Source organism: Actinophytocola sp. (genome assembly GCF_035634895.1).
Classification (GTDB): domain Bacteria; phylum Actinomycetota; class Actinomycetes; order Mycobacteriales; family Pseudonocardiaceae; genus Actinophytocola.
In genome coordinates this window covers 1-20,511 of record NZ_DASQCC010000022.1, presented here as the reverse complement: position 1 = coordinate 20,511, position 20,511 = coordinate 1, and the positions used below count along the sequence as shown (strand labels likewise).

At 69.6% G+C, this 20,511-nt stretch carries 17 protein-coding genes; all 17 read left to right on the top strand.

The features are described 5' to 3' along the window. Positions 1-123 precede the first annotated feature (123 nt). The 17 genes from VET29_RS03455 (at position 124) to VET29_RS03375 (ending at position 20,301) form a co-directional block, all read left to right on the top strand. Positions 124-540, top strand: a complete 417-nt coding sequence (locus tag VET29_RS03455; protein ID WP_414636438.1) for an NADH-quinone oxidoreductase subunit A — start codon at positions 124-126, stop codon at positions 538-540. A 16-nt stretch (positions 541-556) separates the two neighbouring features. Continuing rightward, on the top strand, positions 557-1,105 hold the full coding sequence (locus VET29_RS03450) for an NADH-quinone oxidoreductase subunit B family protein (RefSeq protein WP_324914513.1): 549 nt from the start codon (positions 557-559) through the stop codon (positions 1,103-1,105). An 11-nt stretch (positions 1,106-1,116) separates the two neighbouring features. Further along, positions 1,117-1,902, top strand: a complete 786-nt coding sequence (locus VET29_RS03445; protein WP_324914510.1) for an NADH-quinone oxidoreductase subunit C — start codon at positions 1,117-1,119, stop codon at positions 1,900-1,902. 31 nt (positions 1,903-1,933) lie between these two features. Further along, the gene (locus tag VET29_RS03440) at positions 1,934-3,298 is read left to right on the top strand and encodes an NADH-quinone oxidoreductase subunit D (RefSeq protein ID WP_324914506.1); all 1,365 of its coding nucleotides are present in this window, start codon (positions 1,934-1,936) and stop codon (positions 3,296-3,298) included. Continuing rightward, complete coding sequence (nuoE, locus tag VET29_RS03435; protein WP_324914503.1) at positions 3,295-4,182, top strand: NADH-quinone oxidoreductase subunit NuoE; 888 nt, start codon at positions 3,295-3,297, stop codon at positions 4,180-4,182. The genes VET29_RS03440 and nuoE overlap by 4 nt, the downstream gene beginning before the upstream one ends. Then, positions 4,179-5,483 carry an NADH-quinone oxidoreductase subunit NuoF gene (gene nuoF, locus VET29_RS03430; protein ID WP_324914499.1) on the top strand — a complete coding sequence of 435 codons (1,305 nt, stop codon included), beginning with the start codon at positions 4,179-4,181 and terminating at the stop codon, positions 5,481-5,483. The genes nuoE and nuoF overlap by 4 nt, the downstream gene beginning before the upstream one ends. Continuing rightward, positions 5,484-8,036, top strand: a complete 2,553-nt coding sequence (locus VET29_RS03425; protein WP_324914495.1) for an NADH-quinone oxidoreductase subunit G — start codon at positions 5,484-5,486, stop codon at positions 8,034-8,036. It abuts the gene before it with no gap. Beyond that, positions 8,036-9,367 carry an NADH-quinone oxidoreductase subunit NuoH gene (gene nuoH, locus VET29_RS03420; protein WP_324914490.1) on the top strand — a complete coding sequence of 444 codons (1,332 nt, stop codon included), beginning with the start codon at positions 8,036-8,038 and terminating at the stop codon, positions 9,365-9,367. Before VET29_RS03425 ends, nuoH begins: the two co-directional genes overlap by 1 nt. Beyond that, entirely contained in the window at positions 9,354-9,902 is a 549-nt protein-coding gene (gene nuoI, locus VET29_RS03415) for an NADH-quinone oxidoreductase subunit NuoI (protein WP_324914486.1), read from the top strand. The genes nuoH and nuoI overlap by 14 nt, the downstream gene beginning before the upstream one ends. Next, complete coding sequence (locus VET29_RS03410; RefSeq protein WP_324914482.1) at positions 9,902-10,753, top strand: NADH-quinone oxidoreductase subunit J; 852 nt, start codon at positions 9,902-9,904, stop codon at positions 10,751-10,753. Before nuoI ends, VET29_RS03410 begins: the two co-directional genes overlap by 1 nt. Beyond that, positions 10,750-11,049, top strand: coding sequence for an NADH-quinone oxidoreductase subunit NuoK (gene nuoK, locus VET29_RS03405; RefSeq protein WP_075127779.1), 300 nt, complete (start codon positions 10,750-10,752; stop codon positions 11,047-11,049). The genes VET29_RS03410 and nuoK overlap by 4 nt, the downstream gene beginning before the upstream one ends. 28 nt (positions 11,050-11,077) lie before the next feature. Beyond that, a complete protein-coding gene (nuoL, locus tag VET29_RS03400; protein ID WP_324914619.1) occupies positions 11,078-13,024 on the top strand; it encodes an NADH-quinone oxidoreductase subunit L in 1,947 nt (648 codons plus the stop codon). A 142-nt stretch (positions 13,025-13,166) separates the two neighbouring features. After that, complete coding sequence (locus VET29_RS03395) at positions 13,167-14,753, top strand: NADH-quinone oxidoreductase subunit M (RefSeq protein ID WP_324914475.1); 1,587 nt, start codon at positions 13,167-13,169, stop codon at positions 14,751-14,753. A gap of 10 nt (positions 14,754-14,763) precedes the next feature. Then, on the top strand, positions 14,764-16,362 hold the full coding sequence (gene nuoN / locus VET29_RS03390) for an NADH-quinone oxidoreductase subunit NuoN (RefSeq protein ID WP_324914618.1): 1,599 nt from the start codon (positions 14,764-14,766) through the stop codon (positions 16,360-16,362). A gap of 184 nt (positions 16,363-16,546) precedes the next feature. Next, positions 16,547-17,560 (top strand): polyprenyl synthetase family protein, encoded by a 1,014-nt coding sequence (locus VET29_RS03385; protein ID WP_324914471.1) that lies wholly within the window; start codon positions 16,547-16,549, stop codon positions 17,558-17,560. 104 nt (positions 17,561-17,664) lie between these two features. After that, entirely contained in the window at positions 17,665-19,398 is a 1,734-nt protein-coding gene (locus VET29_RS03380; protein ID WP_324914468.1) for a hypothetical protein, read from the top strand. 111 nt (positions 19,399-19,509) lie between these two features. Then, a complete protein-coding gene (locus VET29_RS03375) occupies positions 19,510-20,301 on the top strand; it encodes a hypothetical protein (protein WP_324914467.1) in 792 nt (263 codons plus the stop codon). Positions 20,302-20,511: the final 210 nt, after the last annotated feature.

Genomic DNA, 20,511 nt, shown 5'->3' with positions numbered 1-20,511 from the left:
CACACGCAGCACGCCAAAGCTTGTGAAGATTTTCACAAAGTCAGGGTTAGGCAAGCCTAACCAGCAGCAACGTCGGGAAGCCCCATAAGGTGCCCGACGGGAAGCGGGGAAAGGACGGCGAAGGTGTCACTCGCGGCTGTCACATCTGTAGCACAGAACGAGAACGTCTCGGCAGGGCTGGGAAGTTACCTCCCGCTGCTCCTGCTCTTCGTGCTGGCCGCGGCCTTCGCGGCGTTCTCCGCGTTGCTCGGTCCGCTGGTCGGACCCAAGCGCTACAACCGGGCCAAGTTCGAGCCCTACGAATGTGGCATCGAGCCCTCGCCGCAGCCGGTGGTCGGCGGCGGGCGTGTCCCCGTGGCGTACTACCTGACAGCGATGCTCTTCATCCTGTTCGACATCGAGATGGTCTTCCTCTACCCGTTCGCGGTCTCCGCGGACGCGCTCGGCATGTTCGGGCTGGTGGAGATCGTCTTGTTCATCCTGACGCTCGGCTTCGCCTACGCCTACGTGTGGCGGCGCGGCGGGCTCGACTGGAACTGACGGGGGAGGCGGAACGGTGGGACTCGAAGAGAAGCTTCCCAACGGAATCCTTTTGGCCAGCCTGGAGAAGCTGGTCAACTGGGGCCGGAAGAACTCGCTGTGGCCGGCGACGTTCGGCCTGGCCTGCTGCGCCATCGAGATGATGACGACCGGCGGCCCGCGCTACGACATCGGCCGGTTCGGCATGGAGCGCTTCAGCGCCACGCCGCGCCAGGCCGACCTGATGATCGTCGCCGGCCGGGTGACCAACAAGATGGCCCCGGTGCTGCGCCAGATCTACGACCAGATGGCCGAGCCCAAGTGGGTGCTCGCCATGGGCGTCTGCGCCTCCTCCGGCGGCATGTTCAACAACTACGCGGTCGTCCAGGGCGTCGACCACATCGTGCCCGTCGACATGTACCTGCCCGGCTGCCCGCCGCGCCCGGAGATGCTGCTCGACGCGATCCTCAAGCTGCACGCGAAGATCGCCGACGAGCCACTGAACGCCCGCCGCGCGGCGCTGCGCGAGGCGGAAGGAAAACGGACCGAGATGGTCGCCTCCTCCGTCAAGTACGCGAAGAAGTGAACTGAGAAGACATGGCTGACGAACCCACCACACCAGCACCGGGCGACAAGTGGTCCAGCGCGGAACGGCAGGAGGACCTCCGGCCGCCGACCGAGGACGCGCTCGCCAGGCCGAGCGCCGACCCGCTGGTCACCGGCAAGGCCCGCAAGGGCATGTTCAACGTCTCGGGCTCCGGTGACACCTCCGGCTTCGGCGGCCTGCGCCTGCCGGCCCACGTCTCCGCCCCGGCCGAGCGGCCCTACGGCGACTGGTTCGACGAGTTCACCGACCGGATGCTGAGCGCCATGCGGGAGCGCGACATCCCGACCGAGTCGATCCTGCAGGTCACCATCGACCGCGGCGAGATCACCTACTACGTCGACCCCACCTACCTCGTGCGGCTGTGCAAGATGCTGCGGGACGACCAGGCGCTGCGCTTCGAGCTGTGCAGCTCGGTGTCCGGTGTGGACTACGGCGTGGGCGTGCCGCAGCGGCTGCACTCCGTCTACCACCTCACCTCGATGACCTTCCGCCGCCGCATCCGGCTGGAGGTCGCCATCGACTGGAACGGCGACGAGGACGGCCAGCCGCACTGCCCGTCGGTCGTGGAGGTCTACCCGACCGCCGACTGGCAGGAGCGCGAGACCTGGGACATGTTCGGGATCGTCTACGACGGCCACCCCGCACTGACCCGGATCCTCATGCCGGACGACTGGGACGGCCACCCACAGCGCAAGGACTACCCGCTCGGCGGCATCCCGGTCGAGTACAAGGGCGCGGAGATCCCGCCGCCGGACCAGAGGAGGTCGTACTCGTGAGCGGAGCTCGCGAAGCGAAGGAGGCCGCGGCATGACCGACAACCTCAGCGACGTCACCACCGGCACCGCCGCGGACGCCACGGACGCAGGCGGCGCGTACGCCCACGAGCGGGAGACCACCGAGGGCCGGATCTACAACGTCACCGGCGGCGACTGGGACTCCGCGCTCGAGGACGCCATCTCCGACGAGCGCATCATCATCAACATGGGTCCGCAGCACCCGTCCACGCACGGCGTGCTGCGCCTGGTCCTCGAGCTCGAGGGCGAGACGGTCACGCAGGCCCGGTCGGTCATCGGATACCTGCACACCGGCATCGAGAAGAACTGCGAGTACCGGACCTGGACCCAGGGCGTCACGTTCGTGACGCGCATGGACTACCTCGCGCCGCTGTCCAACGAGGCGGCCTACTGCCTCGCGGTCGAGAAGCTCCTCGGCATCGAGGCGCCGACCCGCGCGCAGGTCATCCGGGTACTGCTCCTGGAGATCAACCGGATCTCCTCGCACCTGGTCGCGCTCGCGACCGGCGGCATGGAGCTCGGCGCGATGACCGCCATGACCGCGGGCTTCCGCGAGCGCGAGGAGTGCCTGCACCTGCTGGAGTTCCTGACCGGCCTGCGCATGAACCACGCGTTCATCCGCCCCGGCGGCGTCGCGCAGGACCTGCCGGAGGGCTACGAGGTCAAGGTCCGTGAGTTCATCAAGACCATGAACGAGCGGCTCCCGCAGTACGACAAGCTGCTGACCGGCCAGCCGATCTGGAAGAACCGCCTCAAGGGCATCGGCTACCTGCCCGTCGACGCGTGCCTCGCGCTCGGCGTCACCGGCCCGATCCTGCGGTCGGCCGGCCTGCCGTGGGACCTGCGCAAGCACGAGCCGTACCTCGGCTACGAGGACTACACGTTCGAGGTGCCGACCTCCAACGCGGCCGACTCCTACGCGCGGTACCTGCTGCGTGTCGAGGAGATGCACCAGTCGCTGCGGATCATCAACCAGGCGCTCAAGAAGCTCGAGCCCGGCCCGGTGATGGTCGAGGACGGGAAGGTCGCCTGGCCGGCGAAGCTGTCCATCGGCGCCGACGGCATGGGCAACTCCCTCGAGCACGTGCGGAAGATCATGGGCCAGTCGATGGAGGCCCTGATCCACCACTTCAAGCTGGTGACCGAGGGCTTCGCCGTGCCGGCAGGCCAGGTGTACGTGCCGATCGAGTCGCCGCGCGGCGAGCTGGGCTACCACCTGGTGTCCGACGGCGGCACCCGGCCGATGCGGGTCCACGTCCGCGAACCCAGCTTTGTGAACCTGCAGTCGATGCCGGCGATGTCCGAGGGCGGCCTGGTCGCCGACGTCATCGCGGCCATCGCGTCGATCGACCCGGTGATGGGAGGGGTTGACCGGTGAGCAACGAGCCACTCTCCACCGGTTCCACTTACGGCGGTTCCGGCGTCGGCGCGGGGCGGACCCACGCCGCCGCGGGCCCCGACACGGACGTGATCGTGACGTCGGCGATCAGCGCCGAGCGGACCAGGGCACTGGTCGAGCCGGCCGTGGCGGACCTGTCGGTGTTCGGACCGGACGTCGTCGCAAGGGCGGCCGAGCAGATCGCCACCTACCCGGAGTCCCGGTCGGCGTTGCTGCCGATGCTCCACCTGGTGCAGTCGGTCGAGGGCTACGTCAGCCAGGCCGGGATCCAGTTCTGCGCCAACCAGCTGAGCCTGTCCACCGCCGAGGTCAGCGCGGTCGCCACGTTCTACACGATGTACAAGCGCAAGCCGTGCGGCGAGCACCTGGTGAGCGTCTGCACCAACACGCTGTGCGCGGTGCTCGGTGGCGACACGATCTACCAGCGCCTCGCCGAGCACCTGAGCACCGACGGCACCCCGCTCAAGCACGAGGACACGTCCGGCACGCCGGGCGAGCCGGGCTCGATCACCCTCGAGCACGCCGAATGCCTCGCGGCCTGCGACCTCGGCCCGGTGCTGCAGGTCAACTACGAGTTCTACGACAACCAGACGCCCGAGTCGGCGGTCGAGCTGGTCGACGCGCTGCGGCGGGGCGAGAAGCCCGCGCCGACGCGTGGCGCCCCGCTCACCGACCTGCGCACGGTCGAGCTGGAACTGGCCGGCTTCTACCCGGAGGAGGAGGCCGACTTCCGCGCGCGCGTCGATGGCCCGTCCGCCGCGGTGGAGACCCTGCGGGGCGCGCAGCTGGCCGCGGACCGCGGCTGGACCGCCCCGGCCATGCCGGAGAAGGCGCCGGAGCTTCCGGAGGTCGAGAAGAAGTGACGACGACTGAGACACCACGGCCCGACCCGGTGACACCGGTGCTCACGAAGCGCTGGCTGTCCCCGAACTCCTGGCGCCTGGACACCTACGAGCAGCTCGAGGGCTACACGGCACTGCGCAAGGCGCTGGCCGGCACGCCGGAGCAGCTCGTCCAGCTGGTCAAGGACTCCGGCCTGCGCGGCCGCGGCGGCGCGGGCTTCCCGGCCGGCGTGAAGTGGTCGTTCATGCCGCCCAACGAGGACCGGCCGCACTACCTCGTCATCAACGCCGACGAGGGCGAGCCGGGCACCTGCAAGGACATCCCGCTGATGATGGCGGACCCGCACTCGCTGATCGAGGGCGTGGTCATCGCCGCGTACGCGATGCGGTCGCACCACGCCTTCATCTACGTGCGTGGCGAGGTCCCGCACTGCATCCGCCGCCTCAACGGCGCGATCCGCGAGGCCAGGGCCGCCGGCTACGTCGGCGCGGACATCCTCGGCACCGGCTTCGACCTGGAGATCACGGTCCACGCCGGTGCCGGCGCGTACATCTGTGGTGAGGAGACCGCGCTCCTCGACTCGCTCGAGGGCCGCCGCGGCCAGCCCCGCCTCAAGCCGCCGTTCCCGGCGGCGGCGGGCCTCTACGCCGCGCCGACCACGGTCAACAACGTCGAGACCATCGCGTCCGTGCCGTTCATCGTCAACGGCGGCGCGGACTGGTTCCGCACCATGGGCTCCGAGCGCTCGCCCGGCCCGAAGATCTACTCGATCTCCGGCCACGTCGAGAAGCCCGGCCAGTACGAGGCGCCGCTCGGCACCACGCTCCGCCAGCTGCTGGAGCTGGCGGGCGGCATGAAGGACGGCGTCCCGCTGAAGTTCTGGACTCCTGGCGGGTCCTCCACGCCGATGTTCACCGCCGAGCACCTGGACGTGCCGCTGGACTTCGAGGGCGCCGTCGAGGCCGGCTCGATCCTCGGCACCACCGCGGTGATGGTGTTCAACGAGACCGTGTCCGTGCCGTGGGCCGTGATGAAGTGGACGCAGTTCTACGAGCACGAGTCCTGCGGCAAGTGCACGCCGTGCCGCGAGGGCACCTACTGGCTCGTCGGCATCCTCGAGCGGATGGTCGACGGCAGGGGCACCGAGTCCGACATCGAGACGCTGCTCGACGTCTGCGACAACATCCTGGGCCGCTCGTTCTGCGCCCTGGGCGACGGCGCGGTCAGTCCGATCCAGAGCGGCATCAAGTACTTCCGGGACGAGTTCCTCGCGCTGTGCGACCAGAACAAGTCCACCCCTGCGCTTGCGGGAGCCCAGTAAATGACTGCGATTGAAGAAAAGCCTGAGGCTGCCCCCGTACCCGAGGGGCACGTCCGGCTGACCATCGACGGCGTCGAGGTCATCGCGCCGAAGGGTGAGCTGCTCATCCGCACGGCCGAGCGCCTCGGCACCGTGATCCCGCGGTTCTGCGACCACCCGCTGCTCGACCCGGCCGGCGCCTGCCGCCAGTGCCTCGTCGAGGTCGAGATGGGTGGCCGCCCGATGCCGAAGCCGCAGGCCTCCTGCACGATCACCGTCGCCGACGGCATGGTGGTCAAGACGCAGGTGACCTCGCCGGTCGCGGACAAGGCCCAGCAGGGCGTGATGGAGCTGCTGCTCATCAACCACCCGCTGGACTGTCCGATCTGCGACAAGGGCGGCGAGTGCCCGCTGCAGAACCAGGCGCTGGCGCACGGCCGCACGGACTCCCGGTTCGTCGAGGCCAAGCGGACGTTCCCCAAGCCGATCCCGGTGTCCACGCAGGTGCTGCTGGACCGCGAGCGGTGCGTGCTCTGCCAGCGCTGCACCCGGTTCTCCGACCAGATCGCGGGCGACCCGTTCATCGAGCTGCTGGAGCGCGGCGCGCACCAGCAGATCGGCATCGCGGAGAACAAGCCGTTCCAGTCGTACTTCTCGGGCAACACCATCCAGATCTGCCCGGTGGGCGCGCTGACCAGCGCCGCGTACCGGTTCCGGTCGCGCCCGTTCGACCTGGTGTCGACGCCGAGCGTCTGCGAGCACTGCAGCTCGGGTTGCGCGGAGCGGACGGACTTCCGGCGCGGCAAGGTGATGCGCAAGCTCGCCGCCGAGGACCCGGAGGTCAACGAGGAGTGGATCTGTGACAAGGGCCGCTTCGCGTTCCGGTACGTGACGGCCGGCGACCGGATCACCCGGCCGATGGTCCGCGACGAGCAGACCGGCGAGCTGGTCCCGGCCTCGTGGACCGACGCTCTGCGGATCGCGACCGAGGGCCTCACGAAGGCCCGCGACGGCAAGGGCGTCGGCGTCCTGACCGGCGGCCGGCTGACCGTCGAGGACGCCTACGCGTACGCCAAGTTCGCCCGGGTCGCGCTGCGGACCAACGACATCGACTTCCGGGCCCGCCCGCACTCGGCGGAGGAGCTGGACTTCCTCGCCTCGCGGGTGGTCGGCACCACGCCGGCCGACGGGGTCACCTTCGCGGGCATCGAGGCCGCGCCAGCCGTGCTGTGCGTGGCGTTCGAGCCGGAGGAGGAGGCGCCGGTCGTGTTCCTGCGGCTGCGCAAGGCGGCCCGCAAGCACCGCGCCCAGATCTTCCACATCGGACAGTGGACGTCGCCGGGGGTCGAGAAGACGATCCGGCCGTTCAGTGTGGACAAGGGTTCCATCGGCACGCTGCTCGCCTGCCCGCCCGGCGGCGAGACCGCCGCGGTCGAGGGTCTGGTCACGCACGCGCCGGACGTCGCCGACGGGCTTTCCAAGCCCGGCGCGGTGATCCTGGTCGGCGAGCGGGCCGCCCGGATCCCCGGCCTGCTGACCGAGCTGGTCAAGCTGGCCGAGGTCACCGGCGCGCACCTCGCCTGGATCCCGCGCCGCGCCGGCGAGCGGGGCGCGCTGGAGGCCGGCGCCACCCCGACGCTGCTGCCCGGCGGCAGGCTGGTCACCGACGCGGACGCCCGCGCCGAGGTCGAGCAGGCCTGGGGCCTCGCGTCCGGCGCGCTGCCGTGGCTGCCGGGCCGGGACACGAGCGGCATCCTCGAGGCGACGGCCAAGGGCCTGCTCGACGGGCTCCTGGTCGGCGGCGTCGAGATCGACGACCTGCCCGACCCGGCACTGGCCGAGGAGGCGCTGCGCAAGGCGGGCTTCGTGGTCAGCCTGGAGCTGCGGGCGAGCGCGGTCACCGAGTTCGCCGACGTGGTCCTGCCGGTCGCGCCGGCCGTCGAGAAGGCCGGCACCTTCCTCAACTGGGAGGGCCGCCGCCGCGAGTTCGGCGCCACGCTGGAGAACACGGGCGCGCTGCCGGACTGCCGGGTCCTGGACACGCTCGGCGTCGAGATGGACGTCGACCTGTTCACCCAGACCCCGAAGGCCGCCGCCAGCGACCTGGCCAAGCTGCCCGCGGTGCTGCGCAAGGCGGCACTGCCGGCCACGCCCGTCCCGCCCGCGCCGACCCTCGGCGAGGGCGAGGTGCTCCTCGCGACCTGGCGGCAGCTGCTGGACAACGGCACGCTGCAGTCCGACGAGCCGCACCTGGCCGGTACCCAGCGGCCCGCCGTGGTCCGGCTGAACCCCGACACCGCGGCCCGCCACGGCGTCAACGGCACCGCGACCGTCAAGACCGAGCACGGCTCGGTCACACTGCCGGTCGAGTACGCGGACCTGCCGGACGGGGTCGTGTGGCTGCCGGGCAACTCGGGTGCGTCGAAGGTTCGCCGCGTGCTCAGGGCCGGTCACGGGGACGTCGTCACCGTGACCGCCGAAAACCTGCTCACCGGTAGTACGGGAGCGGAGCGAGGGAGCGAAGGAGGCGGCTCGCGGATGAGCGCAGCGACCCAGCAGACAGGTGGCGAGTGATGGATAGGGCGGCGCTCCTGGCCGACGACCCGGTCTGGCTGATCCTGATCAAGGTCGTGGTCGTGCTGCTGATCGGGCCGGTCATGACGATCGGCCTGATCGTGGGCGAACGGAAGATCATCGGCCGGATGCAGCAACGGCCCGGCCCCAACCGGGTCGGCCCGTTCGGCCTGCTCCAGTCCCTCGCGGACGCGATCAAGCTCCCGTTCAAGGAGCAGATCATCCCCGATGGCGCGGACCGCAAGGTCTACTTCCTGGCCCCGGTCATCGCGACCATCCCGGCGCTGCTCGCGTTCTCGGTGATGCCGGTCGGGCCGAAGGTGTCGATCTTCGGCGAGGAGACGGTCCTGCAGCTGGTCGACCTGCCGGTCGGCGTGCTCGTGGTGCTGGCCTGCTCCTCGGTCGGCGTGTACGGCATCGTGCTCGCCGGCTGGTCGTCCGGGTCGCCGTATCCGCTGCTCGGCGGGCTCCGCTCGGCCGCGCAGGTGATCTCCTACGAGATCGCGATGGGCCTGTCGATCGTCGCGGTCGTGCTGTACACGGGGTCGCTGTCCACCGGCCACATCGTCGACGCGCAGCAGGGCGGCTGGTACTTCTACCTGCTGGTCCCGAGCTTCCTGATCTACCTCGTCTCGATGGTCGGCGAGACCAACCGCGCGCCGTTCGACCTCCCCGAGGCCGAGTCCGAGCTGGTCGGCGGCTTCCACACCGAGTACAGCTCGATGAAGTTCGCGCTGTTCTTCCTGGCCGAGTACGTCAACATGGTGATCGTCTCGGCGTTCGCCACCACGCTGTTCCTCGGCGGGTACATGGCCCCGTGGCCGATCTCGCTGATCGACGACAACTACTTCAACACGGGCTGGTGGCCCGCGCTCTGGTTCTTCGCCAAGACCTTCGTGCTGCTGTTCTGCTTCATCTGGGTCCGCGCCACGCTGCCGCGGTTCCGCTACGACCAGTTCATGAAGATCGGCTGGAAGTTCCTGGTGCCGGCCAACCTGGTCTGGATCGTGCTGGTCACCGGCGTCCGCACGGTGCGCAACCAGGGCCAGGGATCGGTCGGCATGTGGGTGGCCCTGGCCCTCGCCGTCCTCATCATCATCGTGCTGGCGTCCCTGCTGCTGCCGGACCGCAAGATCGACGATGACGAGGACCTGGTGCCGGTCACCGGCAGCGGCTACCCGGTGCCGCCGCTGGACCTGGAGATCCCCGAGGCGCCGAAGCGCAAGGCCGTCCGCCGTGGCCGGGAGCGTCGCCGCCAGCGCGCGGCCGTCGGAAGCGGGGCGAACGCCGAGTCCGGCACTGAGAAGGAGTCCACCGATGGGAATGCTTGATCCGTTCAAGGGCTTCGGTGTCACCTTCTCGACGATGTTCAAGAAGGTCGTCACCGAGGAGTACCCCGAGGCCGGGGCGCCTGCCGCGCCGCGCTACCACGGCCGCCACCAGCTCAACCGGCACCCGGACGGGCTGGAGAAGTGCGTCGGGTGCGAGCTGTGCGCGTGGGCCTGCCCCGCCGACGCGATCTTCGTCGAGGGTGGCGACAACACCGAGGAGGAGCGGTACTCCCCGGGTGAGCGCTACGGCAAGGACTACCAGATCAACTACCTGCGGTGCATCGGCTGCGGCCTGTGCATCGAGGCCTGCCCGACCCGCTCGTTGACGATGATCAACGAGTACGAGCTGGCCAACGACAACCGCCAGGACCTGATCTGGACCAAGGAAGAGCTGATGGCGCCGCTGCTCAAGGGCATGGAGCTGCCGCCGCATCCCATGCGCCTCGGCGACGACGAGAAGGACTACTACGTCGACGGGCCCCAGCTCGCGCGTAAGTGGGGCTACCCCGACCCCTCGACCGAGGCGGTGAAGTGATGCACACCCATTCCCTTCTCGTGCTCGCACAGGGCGTGCAGAACCAGATGTCCACGGGCGAGGCGGTCTCGTTCTGGGTGCTGGGCCCGCTGGCGCTGCTCGGCGGGCTCGGCATGATCTTCGCGCGCAACGCGGTGCACTCGGCGCTGTTCCTGGTGCTGGCGATGCTCTCGCTCGGGGTGCTGTACATGGTCCAGCAGGCGCCGTTCCTCGGCTTCGTGCAGATCATCGTCTACACCGGCGCGATCATGATGCTGTTCCTGTTCGTGCTGATGCTGGTCGGCCGGGACTCCTCCGACTCGGTGGTGGAGGTCCTTCGCGGACAGCGGCTGTACGCCACGGTCCTGGGCATCGGCCTCGCCGTGCTGGTGGTCACCGCGGTCGCCCGCTCGCTCACCTCGGTCACCCCGGTGGGCCTGCAGGGCGACGAGGCCAACGGCGGCCCGGGCAACGTCGAGAACATCGGCCGGTCGATCTTCACCGACTGGCTGTTCCCGTTCGAGCTCACCTCGGCGCTGCTGATCACCGCGGCCGTCGGCGCCATGGTCCTCGGCTACGTCGACCGGCACACCCGCGGCCGCAAGACGCAGAAGGAACTGGTCGAGGCCCGCTTCCGCGGCGAGCACGACCGCCCGTCGCCGCTGCCCGGCCCCGGCGTCTTCGCGACGTCGACCTCGGTCGCCACGCCCGCGCTCCTGCCGGACGGCTCGATCGCGCCGGAGTCGCTGTCCAAGCTCATCGAGTCGGCCGCCGCGGAGCGGTTCGACGAGGACCGCAAGGCGGTCGCGGGTACCGCACCCGCCGCGGAGGCCCGTGCCTTGAACCCGACCCGGGAAGGGGACTCGAAATGACCCCAACCGTCTATCTGCTGCTGTCGGCTCTGCTGTTCACCATCGGCGCGGTCGGGGTGCTGGTCCGGCGCAACGCGATCGTCGTGTTCATGTGCATCGAGCTGATGCTGAACGCGGTGAACCTGTCGCTGGTCACGTTCGCGCGGATCAACGGCTCGCTGGACGGCCAGATCATGGCCTTCTTCGTAATGGTGGTGGCCGCGGCCGAGGTGGTCGTCGGGCTCGCGATCATCATGTCGATCTTCCGTACCCGCCGGTCGGCCTCCGTGGACGACGCCAACCTGCTGAAGTACTGAGGGGTAATCCGTGTCGTCTACATTCCTGCTGGCTGAGGCCCAGAAGGTCCATGACGCCAGCGGCGCTGCCGGCGGCGCCTGGCTGCTGATCGCGTTCCCGCTGATCGGCGCGGCCGTCCTGCTGCTGGGCGGCAAGGCCTCGAACGCCTGGGGCCACCTGCTCGGCTGCGCGACCGTCGTCGCGTCCTTCGTGTACGGCGTGATCCTCTTCTTCTCCTCCACCGGGTTGGCGGAGTCGCAGCGGATACAGAACCTGCACGTTTTCGACTGGATCCCGGTCGGCGACCTCCAGGTCGAGTTCGGCATGCGCATCGACCCGCTGTCCATCAGCTTCGTGCTGCTGATCACCGGTGTCGGCTCGCTGATCCACATCTACTCGATCGGCTACATGGCCGACGACCCCGACCGGCGGCGCTTCTTCGGGTACTTCAACCTGTTCGTCGCCGCGATGCTGATCCTGGTGCTGGGCAACAGCTTCGTGACGCTGTACCTCGGCTGGGAGGGCGTGGGCCTCGCCTCCTACCTGCTGATCGGCTGGTACACCAACCGCCCGTCCGCGGCGACCGCGGCCAAGAAGGCGTTCCTGATGAACCGGGTCGGCGACGTCGGCCTGGCACTGGCGATCTTCATCCTGTTCAGCCAGCTGGGCACCACGCAGTTCACCGAGGTGTTCGCGAACCTGGACAAGCTGTCGCCCGCCACGATCACCGCGCTCACGATCCTGCTCCTGCTCGGCGCCTGCGGTAAGTCCGGCCAGGTCCCGCTCCAGGCGTGGTTGCCCGACGCGATGGAGGGCCCGACCCCGGTCTCGGCCCTGATCCACGCGGCGACGATGGTGACCGCGGGCGTGTACCTGATCGCCCGCGCCAACCCGATCTACCAGCTGTCCGCGGACGGCAGGCTGGTCGTGATGATCGTCGGCACGGTCACCCTGCTGGTCGGGTCGATCATCGGCTGCGCGTACGACGACATCAAGAAGGTCCTCGCGTACTCGACGGTCAGCCAGATCGGCTACATGATGCTGGCCGTCGGCCTCGGCCCGTTCGGGTTCGCGCTCGGCATCATGCACCTGCTCACGCACGGCTTCTTCAAGGCCGGCCTGTTCCTCGGCGCCGGGTCGGTCATGCACGCCATGAACGACGATGTCGACATGCGCCGCTACGGCGGGCTCGCTCGCGTCATGCCGATCACGTTCGCGACCTTCGGCATCGGCTACCTCGCGCTGATCGGCTTCCCGTTCCTGTCCGGCTACTTCTCCAAGGACGCGATCATCGAGGCCGCGTTCGGCCAGGAGGGCTGGCGGGGCTGGATCTTCGGCGGCGCCGCGCTGCTGGGTGTCGCGCTGACCGCGTTCTACATGACCCGCCTGATGTTCATGACGTTCTTCGGCAAGCAGCGCTGGAAGGAGCTGAAGTCGGAGGACGGCAGGGACTACCACCCGCACGAGGCCGGCCCGGTGATGTGGCTGCCGATGGCGATCCTGGCGATCGGCTCGCTCGGCGCCGGCGCGTTCTTCGCGCTCGGCGACCGGCTGGTCGACTGGCTGTCCCCGACGCTCGGCAAGCTCCAGGAGAGCGAGCACCACACGATCCCCGAGGGCCTCATGCCGATCCTCACGATCGGGCTCATGGTCCTCGGCGTGCTGATCGCGTGGCTGGTCGTCGGCAGGCGCGAGGTGCCGGTGGTCAAGCCGGACCCGGTGGCGTTCCCGGTCCGCGCGGCACGCAAGGACCTGTACGGCAACGCGCTCAACGAGGTGCTGGTGGCCCGCCCGGGCACCTGGCTCACGCGGGCGCTGGTGTACGTGGACAACAAGGGAGTTGACGGGCTCGTGAACGGCATCGCCGCCGGCTTCGGCGGCAGCTCCGGCCGGTTGCGCAGACTCCAGACCGGCTTCGTCCGCTCCTACGCGGCGTCGATGCTCGCCGGCTCCATCCTGGTACTGATTGCCTTCCTGGCGGTGAGGTACGCGTGACAGTTTCGCCTCCCCGCATTTTCGACTGTTGGTTGCGTCGGGATCTGACGGTTCCGTCGATCACGTACTTGTGGCCGGTTTGCGTCCCGTTCCCCTTGGGTGCGGTCGGGAAGCACGCGGCTCTGACACAGGAGGCGTCGTCATGACCTCCACTTCTGGGGCGTTCCTTCTGGTCCTGCTCCTGCTGATCCCGCTGGCCGGCGCCGTCGTGGTGGCCTTCCTGCGGGCCAACGACAAGCTCGCCAAGCAGGTCGCGCTCGGCTTCTCGCTCGTCGAGTTCGTCCTGGCGGTGATCTCCTGGGCCTCCTACGACTCGGACGGCGCGCGGCTCCAGCAGGCGTTCTCGATCGACTGGATCCCGACGTTCGGCGTGCACATCGCGTTCGGTGTGGACGGCATCGCACTCGTGATGATCGCGGTGATCGCACTGCTGATCCCGGTGGTGATCGGCGCGGGCTGGACCGAGCGGCTGCCGGCCGACCGGTCGCAGGGTGGCTACCTCGCGCTGATCCTGCTGCAGCAGACCATCACGGTCGGCGTGTTCGCGGCGACCGACGTGTTCCTGTTCTACGTGCTGTTCGAGGTCATGCTGATCCCGATGTACTTCCTCATCGGGAACTACGGCGGGGCCCGGCGGCAGTACGCGGCGGTCAAGTTCTTCCTGTACTCGTTCCTCGGTGGCCTGATCATGCTGGCCGCCGTGATCGGCGCGTACTCGCTGTCCGTGGACCAGCTCGGCACCGGCACGTTCGACTGGGCGACGCTCGTGAAGGTCGTCTCGAACGCGCCGCTCGAGAACCAGATCTGGATCTTCCTGGGCTTCTTCCTCGCGTTCGCGGTGAAGGCGCCGCTGGTGCCGCTGCACACCTGGCTGCCGGACGCCGCCGCCGAGGCGCCGATCGGCGTCGCGGTCATCCTGGTCGGCATCCTGGACAAGGTCGGCACGTTCGGCTTCCTGCGCTACCTGCTGCCGATGACGCCGGACGCGAGCGTCAAGCTGGCGCCGCTGGTGCTGACCATGGGCGTCGCGGGCGTCCTCTACGGCGCCCTGCTGGCGACCGGGCAGCGGGACATGAAGCGCTTCATCGCGTACGTGTCGATCGCCCACTTCGGCTTCATCGCGATCGGGATCTTCTCGTTCTCGCAGCAGTCCGTGGTCGGCTCGGTGTCCTACATGGTCAACCACTCGATCTCGACCGGCATGCTGATCCTGGTGATCGGCATGGTGATCGCGCGCGGCGGCTCGACGCAGATCGCCGACTACGGCGGCCTCGCCAAGATCACGCCCGCGCTGGCCGGGGTGTTCCTCGTGGCCGGTCTCGGCACGCTTTCGTTGCCCGGCACCAACTCCTTCATCTCGGAGTTCCTGGTGCTGGTCGGCTCCTACGGGCGTGAGCCGGTCTTCACGATCCTCGCGACGGTGGGGATGATCCTCGCCGCGCTGTATGTCCTGTGGCTGTACCAGAGGATCTTCCACGGCCCGGTGCGCGGCAACGCGCTGGTGGACGTCGCAGGCGGTCCCGGCACCGCGGTGGCGCCGGAAGTCGGCGCGCGCAGGACGATCCTCGACCTGAGCGGCCGGGAGAAGCTGGTGCTCGCGCCATTGCTGGTCCTGGTCATCGGCATCGGCATCTACCCGAAGCCGGTGCTCGACGTGATCACGCCGACGGTCGACGCGACACTGTCGTCGGTCGGTATCTCGGGCAGTAACACAGACGGAGGCAACTGAGTTGTCCGCACTGGACTTCCTCGCCGCCGCACCTCCCGCCAAGGAGACGCTGGCGCCGATCAACTACCCGGCCGTCCTGCCCGTGCTGATCATCCTCGGCGCGGCGTGTGTCGGTGTGCTGTTCGAGGCGTTCCTGCCCAAGCACCAGCGCTGGTCGGCTCAGGTGTTCCTGACGCTGCTGGCACTGGTCGGCGCGGGCATCGCGCTGGCGTTCTACCTGACCGACGCCCCGGCGTCCGGTGAGGTGACGTTCTCCGGGGCCATCTCGGTCGACCGTCCGGCGCTGTTCCTGTGGGGCACGCTGCTGGCGCTGTCGCTGGGCGCGGTGCTGATGATCGCCGACCGCTCGGTCGAGCCGGGCGGCGCGTTCGTCGCCACCGCGGCGATCCGGCCGGGCACCGTCCAGGACCGCGAGCAGCGGCTGGGCGCGCACCCGCACCGGCGTGACGCCACGCGGTTCGGGATGCAGACCGAGGTCTTCCCGCTGACCCTGTTCGCGCTGGGCGGCATGATGACCTTCTGCGCGGCGAACGACCTGCTGACCATGTTCGTGGCGCTCGAGGTGCTGAGCCTGCCGCTGTACCTGATGTGCGGCCTGGCGCGCAGGCGCCGGCTGCTGTCGCAGGAGGCGGCGGTCAAGTACTTCCTGCTCGGCGCGTTCGCGTCGGCGTTCTTCCTGTACGGGCTGGCGCTGCTGTACGGGTACGCCGGCTCGGTGAAGCTGGAGGCCATCGCCAACGCCGCGGCGGGCTCCGACCGCTCCGACACGCTGCTGTTCGGCGGCATGGCGCTGTTGATCGTGGGCCTGCTGTTCAAGGGCTCGGTCGGCCCGTTCCACGCGTGGACCCCGGACGTCTACCAGGGCGCGCCGACGCCCGTCACGGCGTTCATGGCGGCGTGCACGAAGGTGGCGGCGTTCGGCGGCATCCTGCGGGTGCTGTCGGTCGGCCTGGAGACGACGCAGTGGGAGTGGCGCGGCGTCCTGTGGGGCGTGGCGATCGTGTCGATGGTCATCGGCGCGGTGCTGGGCCTGACGCAGACCGACATCAAGCGGATGATCGCGTACTCGTCGATCGCGCACGCCGGCTTCCTGCTGATCGGCGCGATCGTGCTGACGCCACAGGGCGTGTCCTCGACGCTGTTCTACCTGCTCGCGTACGGATTCACGACGGTCGCGGCGTTCGGCGTCATCTCCCTGGTCCGCGACGCCGACGGCGAGGCGACGCACCTGTCCAAGTGGGCGGGCCTGGCGAAGCGGTCGCCGCTGGTGGCGGCGACGTTCACGTTCCTCCTGCTCGCGCTGGCGGGCATACCGCTGACGTCCGGCTTCATCGGCAAGTTCGTGGTGTTCCAGGCGGCGCTGTCGAACGGCATGGCCCCACTGGTGGTCGTGGCGCTGGTCGCGTCGGCGGTGGCGGCGTTCTTCTACCTGCGGGTGATCGTGCTGATGTACTTCAGTGAGCCCGCGGCGGACGGCCCGTCGGTGACGGTGCCGGGTGCCTTCACCACGGCGGCCATCACGCTCGGCGTGGTGATCACGCTCCTGCTGGGCATCGTGCCGGCCTTCGCCCTCGACTGGGCGGGCGGCGGCACCTTCGCCGTCCAGTAGACGATCATCCGTGGCGACGGCGCCCGCCCACGCGAACGGGCGCCGTCCCCGACCGGATCCTCTCGAACACCTGACGACCCGGGGCGGCGGGCGAGTCGGATGCGTCACACGCCACTCGTGAAGTGCCGGAACCTACTGGACATTAGGCTTTAGCCAGGGAGTTCTGAGTGGGGAGCGATGCCGAGTGACTGCTGACCAGACCGTGCCGCGGCTACCGGCGTCGCTCGGTCTCGACCAGGCCGACCCCGTGCTCGTGGAGGCAATCACCAGCGGCCTGATCAAGGTCGAGGAGGTTCTCCGCGAGGTCGTCCGCAGCGACGTGGACTTCGTGAACCAGGCGGCGACCCACCTGGTCAAGGCGGGTGGCAAACGTTTTCGCCCCCTCTTCACCCTGCTGGCCGCGCAGTTCGCCGACGGCAACACCGACGAGGTGATCACCGCCGCGGCGGCCGTCGAGCTGGTCCACCTGGCGACGCTGTACCACGACGACGTCATGGACGAGGCGACCATGCGGCGCGGCACCAACAGCGTCAACGCCCGTTGGGACAACACCATCGCCATCCTGACCGGCGACTTCCTCTTCGCCCACGCGTCCGGCCTGGTGGCACGGCTGGGCAGCGAGGCCGCGCGGATCATCGCCGAGACCATGGGTGAGCTGGTCACCGGGCAGATGCGCGAGACCGTCGGCCCCGGACCGGGTGACGACGCCGTCGCGCACTACCTCACCGTGATCGGGCAGAAGACCGGGTCCCTGATCGCGACCTCGGCTCGGTACGGCGGCATGTTCTCCCACGCCACGCCGGAGCAGACCACGGCGCTGCAGCGGTTCGGCGACCTCATCGGCACGGCGTTCCAGATCTCCGACGACATCATCGACATCGCCTCCCCCGCCGACGAGTCCGGCAAGACCCCGGGCACGGACCTGCGGGAGGGCGTCAGGACCCTGCCGATGCACTACGCGCTCGCGCAGGACCCCGACCCACGGCTCGCCGAGCTGCTCGCCGGTCCGATCACGGACGATGACGAGGTCGACGAGGCACTCACCCTGTTGCGGAAGTCACCAGGACTGGAGCAGGCCATACGTACGCTCGGTGACTACGCCGATCGGGCGCGGGCCCAGCTCACGGCGCTCCCGCCCTGCTCAGCACGGGATGCCCTCGATATGCTCGCACGCTACGTTGTCGCCCGAACGCGTTAAGGCGCGGTGCTTGCCAAAACCGCCGGGCGGTGCTCACGGCTGGTCAGGCCGCAGTAGCCTGTTGCCACCCTGCTTCGCAGTTCGCGCCAGAGGGAGTTCGATCGATGCCGATCTTTGGGCAGGTCTGGTTGTGGAGTTCAGCGGCCTTCCTGCTCGGAGCGCTGCTTTGCTGGTTGCTGGTGGCCCGTCCGGCCCGCAACCGCGTAGGTGAGCTGGAGGCCCAGCTCACCACGCGAACGCGCCGTGCGGCGGTACCGGAGCGCCTTCCCGAGCCGGACCGCGAGGACTCGATGGTCCCCGGTCTCGGGGACGACGAGGACTTCCGCACGCGTGCCTACCGGTTGCAGGGCACGCCGCCGCCACCACTGCCACCGGAGCGCGGCCGCCTCGCGCCCTACACCGACCCGGAGTCACCGAGCCGCGAGTTCGCGCCGATGCCGCCCGAGCTGGTCGTGCCGCAGGAGGGCCGCGAGCCCGCGCCGGTCGAGCAGCCCAGCTCGGCGGCGACCCAGTACCTCGACGTGTCGTCGGGCTCGCTCGCGGCGCCACCCGAGGTGCCGGCGATGTCCCCGCCTCCGTCGGACCGCGGCTGGTTCGACGACGAGTTGGAGGGCGACGAGGCCAACCAGGCGCCGGAGGAGCAGGCCGCCGTGCCGCGCAACCGGCACCAGCTGATCGAGGACCCGGAGCCGTACGACGGGCACCAGGACGACGGCGACGACGACATCTTCGAGGACGTCTTCGGCGACGAGCCGCGCCCGGCCGTCGAGGAGGAGTCGGGCGGCACGGTTTTCACCCAGCGCACGCACCCGATCCCCGGCGAGCTGATCCGCCGCATCGACGAGGCAGGTCAGCAGGACCTGTCCCACGTCGACAACCTCGCCGACAACCTGGTGGAGCCGCCCGGCGAACCCGGGTTCGAGCGCACGGCCGAGCCCGAGGCGTCCGCCCCGTCCGGGACCTACCCCGAGCCGTCCGTCTTCACCGAGCCGGAGCGCTCGCAGCCGAGCTTCGCCGAGCCGGGGCCGGCGGGCTTCACCGAGCCGGCACCGGCCGCGTTCAGCGAGCCCGAGCGGTCCACTCCCACGTTCACGGAGCCGGGTTTCACCGAGCCCGAGCTGGTCTCCGGTTTCACGGAGTCGGAGCGGTCCCTGTCGCGGCACAGCGGGTCGGAGCCGGGCGTCACCGAGCCGGAGGCGGAGCGGAACGGGTTCGCCGAGCCGGAACCGGCCGCCGCGGCGTTCACCGAGCCGGAGAGCTCCCAGCCGGTCGTCCCGCCGGAGGCACCGGTGGAGCAGACCGAGGTCGTCTCGACCGTGGTCCCGGTGGAGGAGAAGAAGGCCACCCGCACCGCGAGCGACCTGCCGAAGCGGGTGCCGCAGCCGAACCGGATCAGCCAGACCGTGTCCGTCCGCGTGGAGCCGACCCCGATGGCGTTGCCGAAGCGCGTGCCGGGCAAGCCGAGGCACCAGGTCCCCTTCGGGGTCGAGGCGTCGTCGGCCGCGGAGTCGGTGGCGACCGTCACGGACGAGCCGCCAGAGGCCGCCAGGTCGCTGTTCGAGCCGATCGTCCCGGCCGAGGACGAGGGCATGGCGACCCCGCCGCCCCCGCACCGCCTGCGGCAGGGGAGCGGTGGGGGCCGTGGCCCGTTCGGGCCGGGTTCCGCGATGCCGCTCCCAGGTGGCGCGTCCCCGTCGCCGGAGTTCACAATCAAGGCGAGCGTGGCTGCTTTGCGTTACTGCACACCGGAGTCACCGCAGTTCGGCCGAACGGTGGCCGAGGTGTGGTTCCGCAGCGCCGCAGACGCCGAACGGGTGGGCTTTCGTCCGGTCGGATGATCTTCTTGACTTGAACTTGACGGCCGGTCACGAGGTGTGGTTCGACGTGTCCTATTGTTCTCGCCTACCGGTGATCGTTACCGCGTCATCATCCGCGAGGAGGCAGGCGCCGTGAGTTGGTTGCAGCAACTGGTCGGCAAGCTGAAGTCGGTCTTCGGGGCCAAGAGCGCCCCGGAGCAAGCCGCGACCGAGGCGGGCACTACGCCCAGAGCCGAGGTGGCGGATGCGCCAACCACAGCGACGCCCACCGAAGACACGACCGAGAAGGCCGTGGCCGAGGCCCCGGCGGAACCCCTGAAGGACGCGCCCACGCTGGGCTCCGACGCGCCCGCGCCGGAACCAACGGAGTCTCCCGCGGAGCCGGCTGAGGCCGCCACCGCCGCGGAACCGGCTGCTGCCGCCGCGGAACCGGCCGTCGCGGCCGCGGAACCGGCCGTCGCCGAGCCGGCTCCGCCTGCGGAAGCCGTCGACGAGGTCGTGCCGGTCGCGGACTCCGTTGCCGTCGAGCCGGTCGCCGAGACCCCGCTGGCCGTGGACTCCGTGGCCGACGCCGCGCCGATCCCGGTCGAGGAATCCGCCCCCGCCGAGGCCAACGATTCCGTCGCCACGGCCACGCCCGAGGTCTCCGACCCGGCGATCAGCACGCTGGACGTCGAGGGCATCACCGCCGACCTGAACGCCGGCCCCTACGGCCCCGGCTCCGGCAAGCCCGCCGGCGACGGCTCCGCTCCCTCCACGGACTTCACGGTCAAGGGCAAGGAGTCCTCGAAGCTCTTCCACACCGAGAAGTCCCCGTACTTCACCCGCACCAAGGCCGACGTCTGGTTCAAGTCCGAGGCCGACGCCGAGGGCGCGGGCTTCCAGGCCTGGGACCACAAGAAGCGCGCCGGCGCCAAGAAGTAGCCGGAGGAGTCACCCCAGAACGGCGAAACGGCCCCGGAACCGCGTTCCGGGGCCGTTTCGCATGCTCAGCCGGGACTGTTTCAAGATCGGTGTGTTCGGCCCGACACGCCGGGCCGAAGGTCCGGCGGGATGGGCACTGTGAGTGATGACATCTGATGTTGTGAGTCCACGCAAGAGTGACCGGATGCCGGCGCAGCTGTCGCCGGAGCA

What these genes read in the sequence shown, in the direction of transcription:
- VET29_RS03410 (WP_324914482.1), top strand. Translation starts at nt 9,902, where the DNA reads ATGCACACCCATTCCCTTCTCGTGCTCGCACAGGGCGTGCAGAACCAG.
- nuoI (WP_324914486.1), top strand. Translation starts at nt 9,354, where the DNA reads ATGGGAATGCTTGATCCGTTCAAGGGCTTCGGTGTCACCTTCTCGACG.
- VET29_RS03440 (WP_324914506.1), top strand. Translation starts at nt 1,934, where the DNA reads ATGACCGACAACCTCAGCGACGTCACCACCGGCACCGCCGCGGACGCC.
- nuoK (WP_075127779.1), top strand. Translation starts at nt 10,750, where the DNA reads ATGACCCCAACCGTCTATCTGCTGCTGTCGGCTCTGCTGTTCACCATC.
- VET29_RS03380 (WP_324914468.1), top strand. Translation starts at nt 17,665, where the DNA reads ATGCCGATCTTTGGGCAGGTCTGGTTGTGGAGTTCAGCGGCCTTCCTG.
- nuoH (WP_324914490.1), top strand. Translation starts at nt 8,036, where the DNA reads ATGGATAGGGCGGCGCTCCTGGCCGACGACCCGGTCTGGCTGATCCTG.
- VET29_RS03425 (WP_324914495.1), top strand. Translation starts at nt 5,484, where the DNA reads ATGACTGCGATTGAAGAAAAGCCTGAGGCTGCCCCCGTACCCGAGGGG.
- VET29_RS03395 (WP_324914475.1), top strand. Translation starts at nt 13,167, where the DNA reads ATGACCTCCACTTCTGGGGCGTTCCTTCTGGTCCTGCTCCTGCTGATC.
- VET29_RS03445 (WP_324914510.1), top strand. Translation starts at nt 1,117, where the DNA reads ATGGCTGACGAACCCACCACACCAGCACCGGGCGACAAGTGGTCCAGC.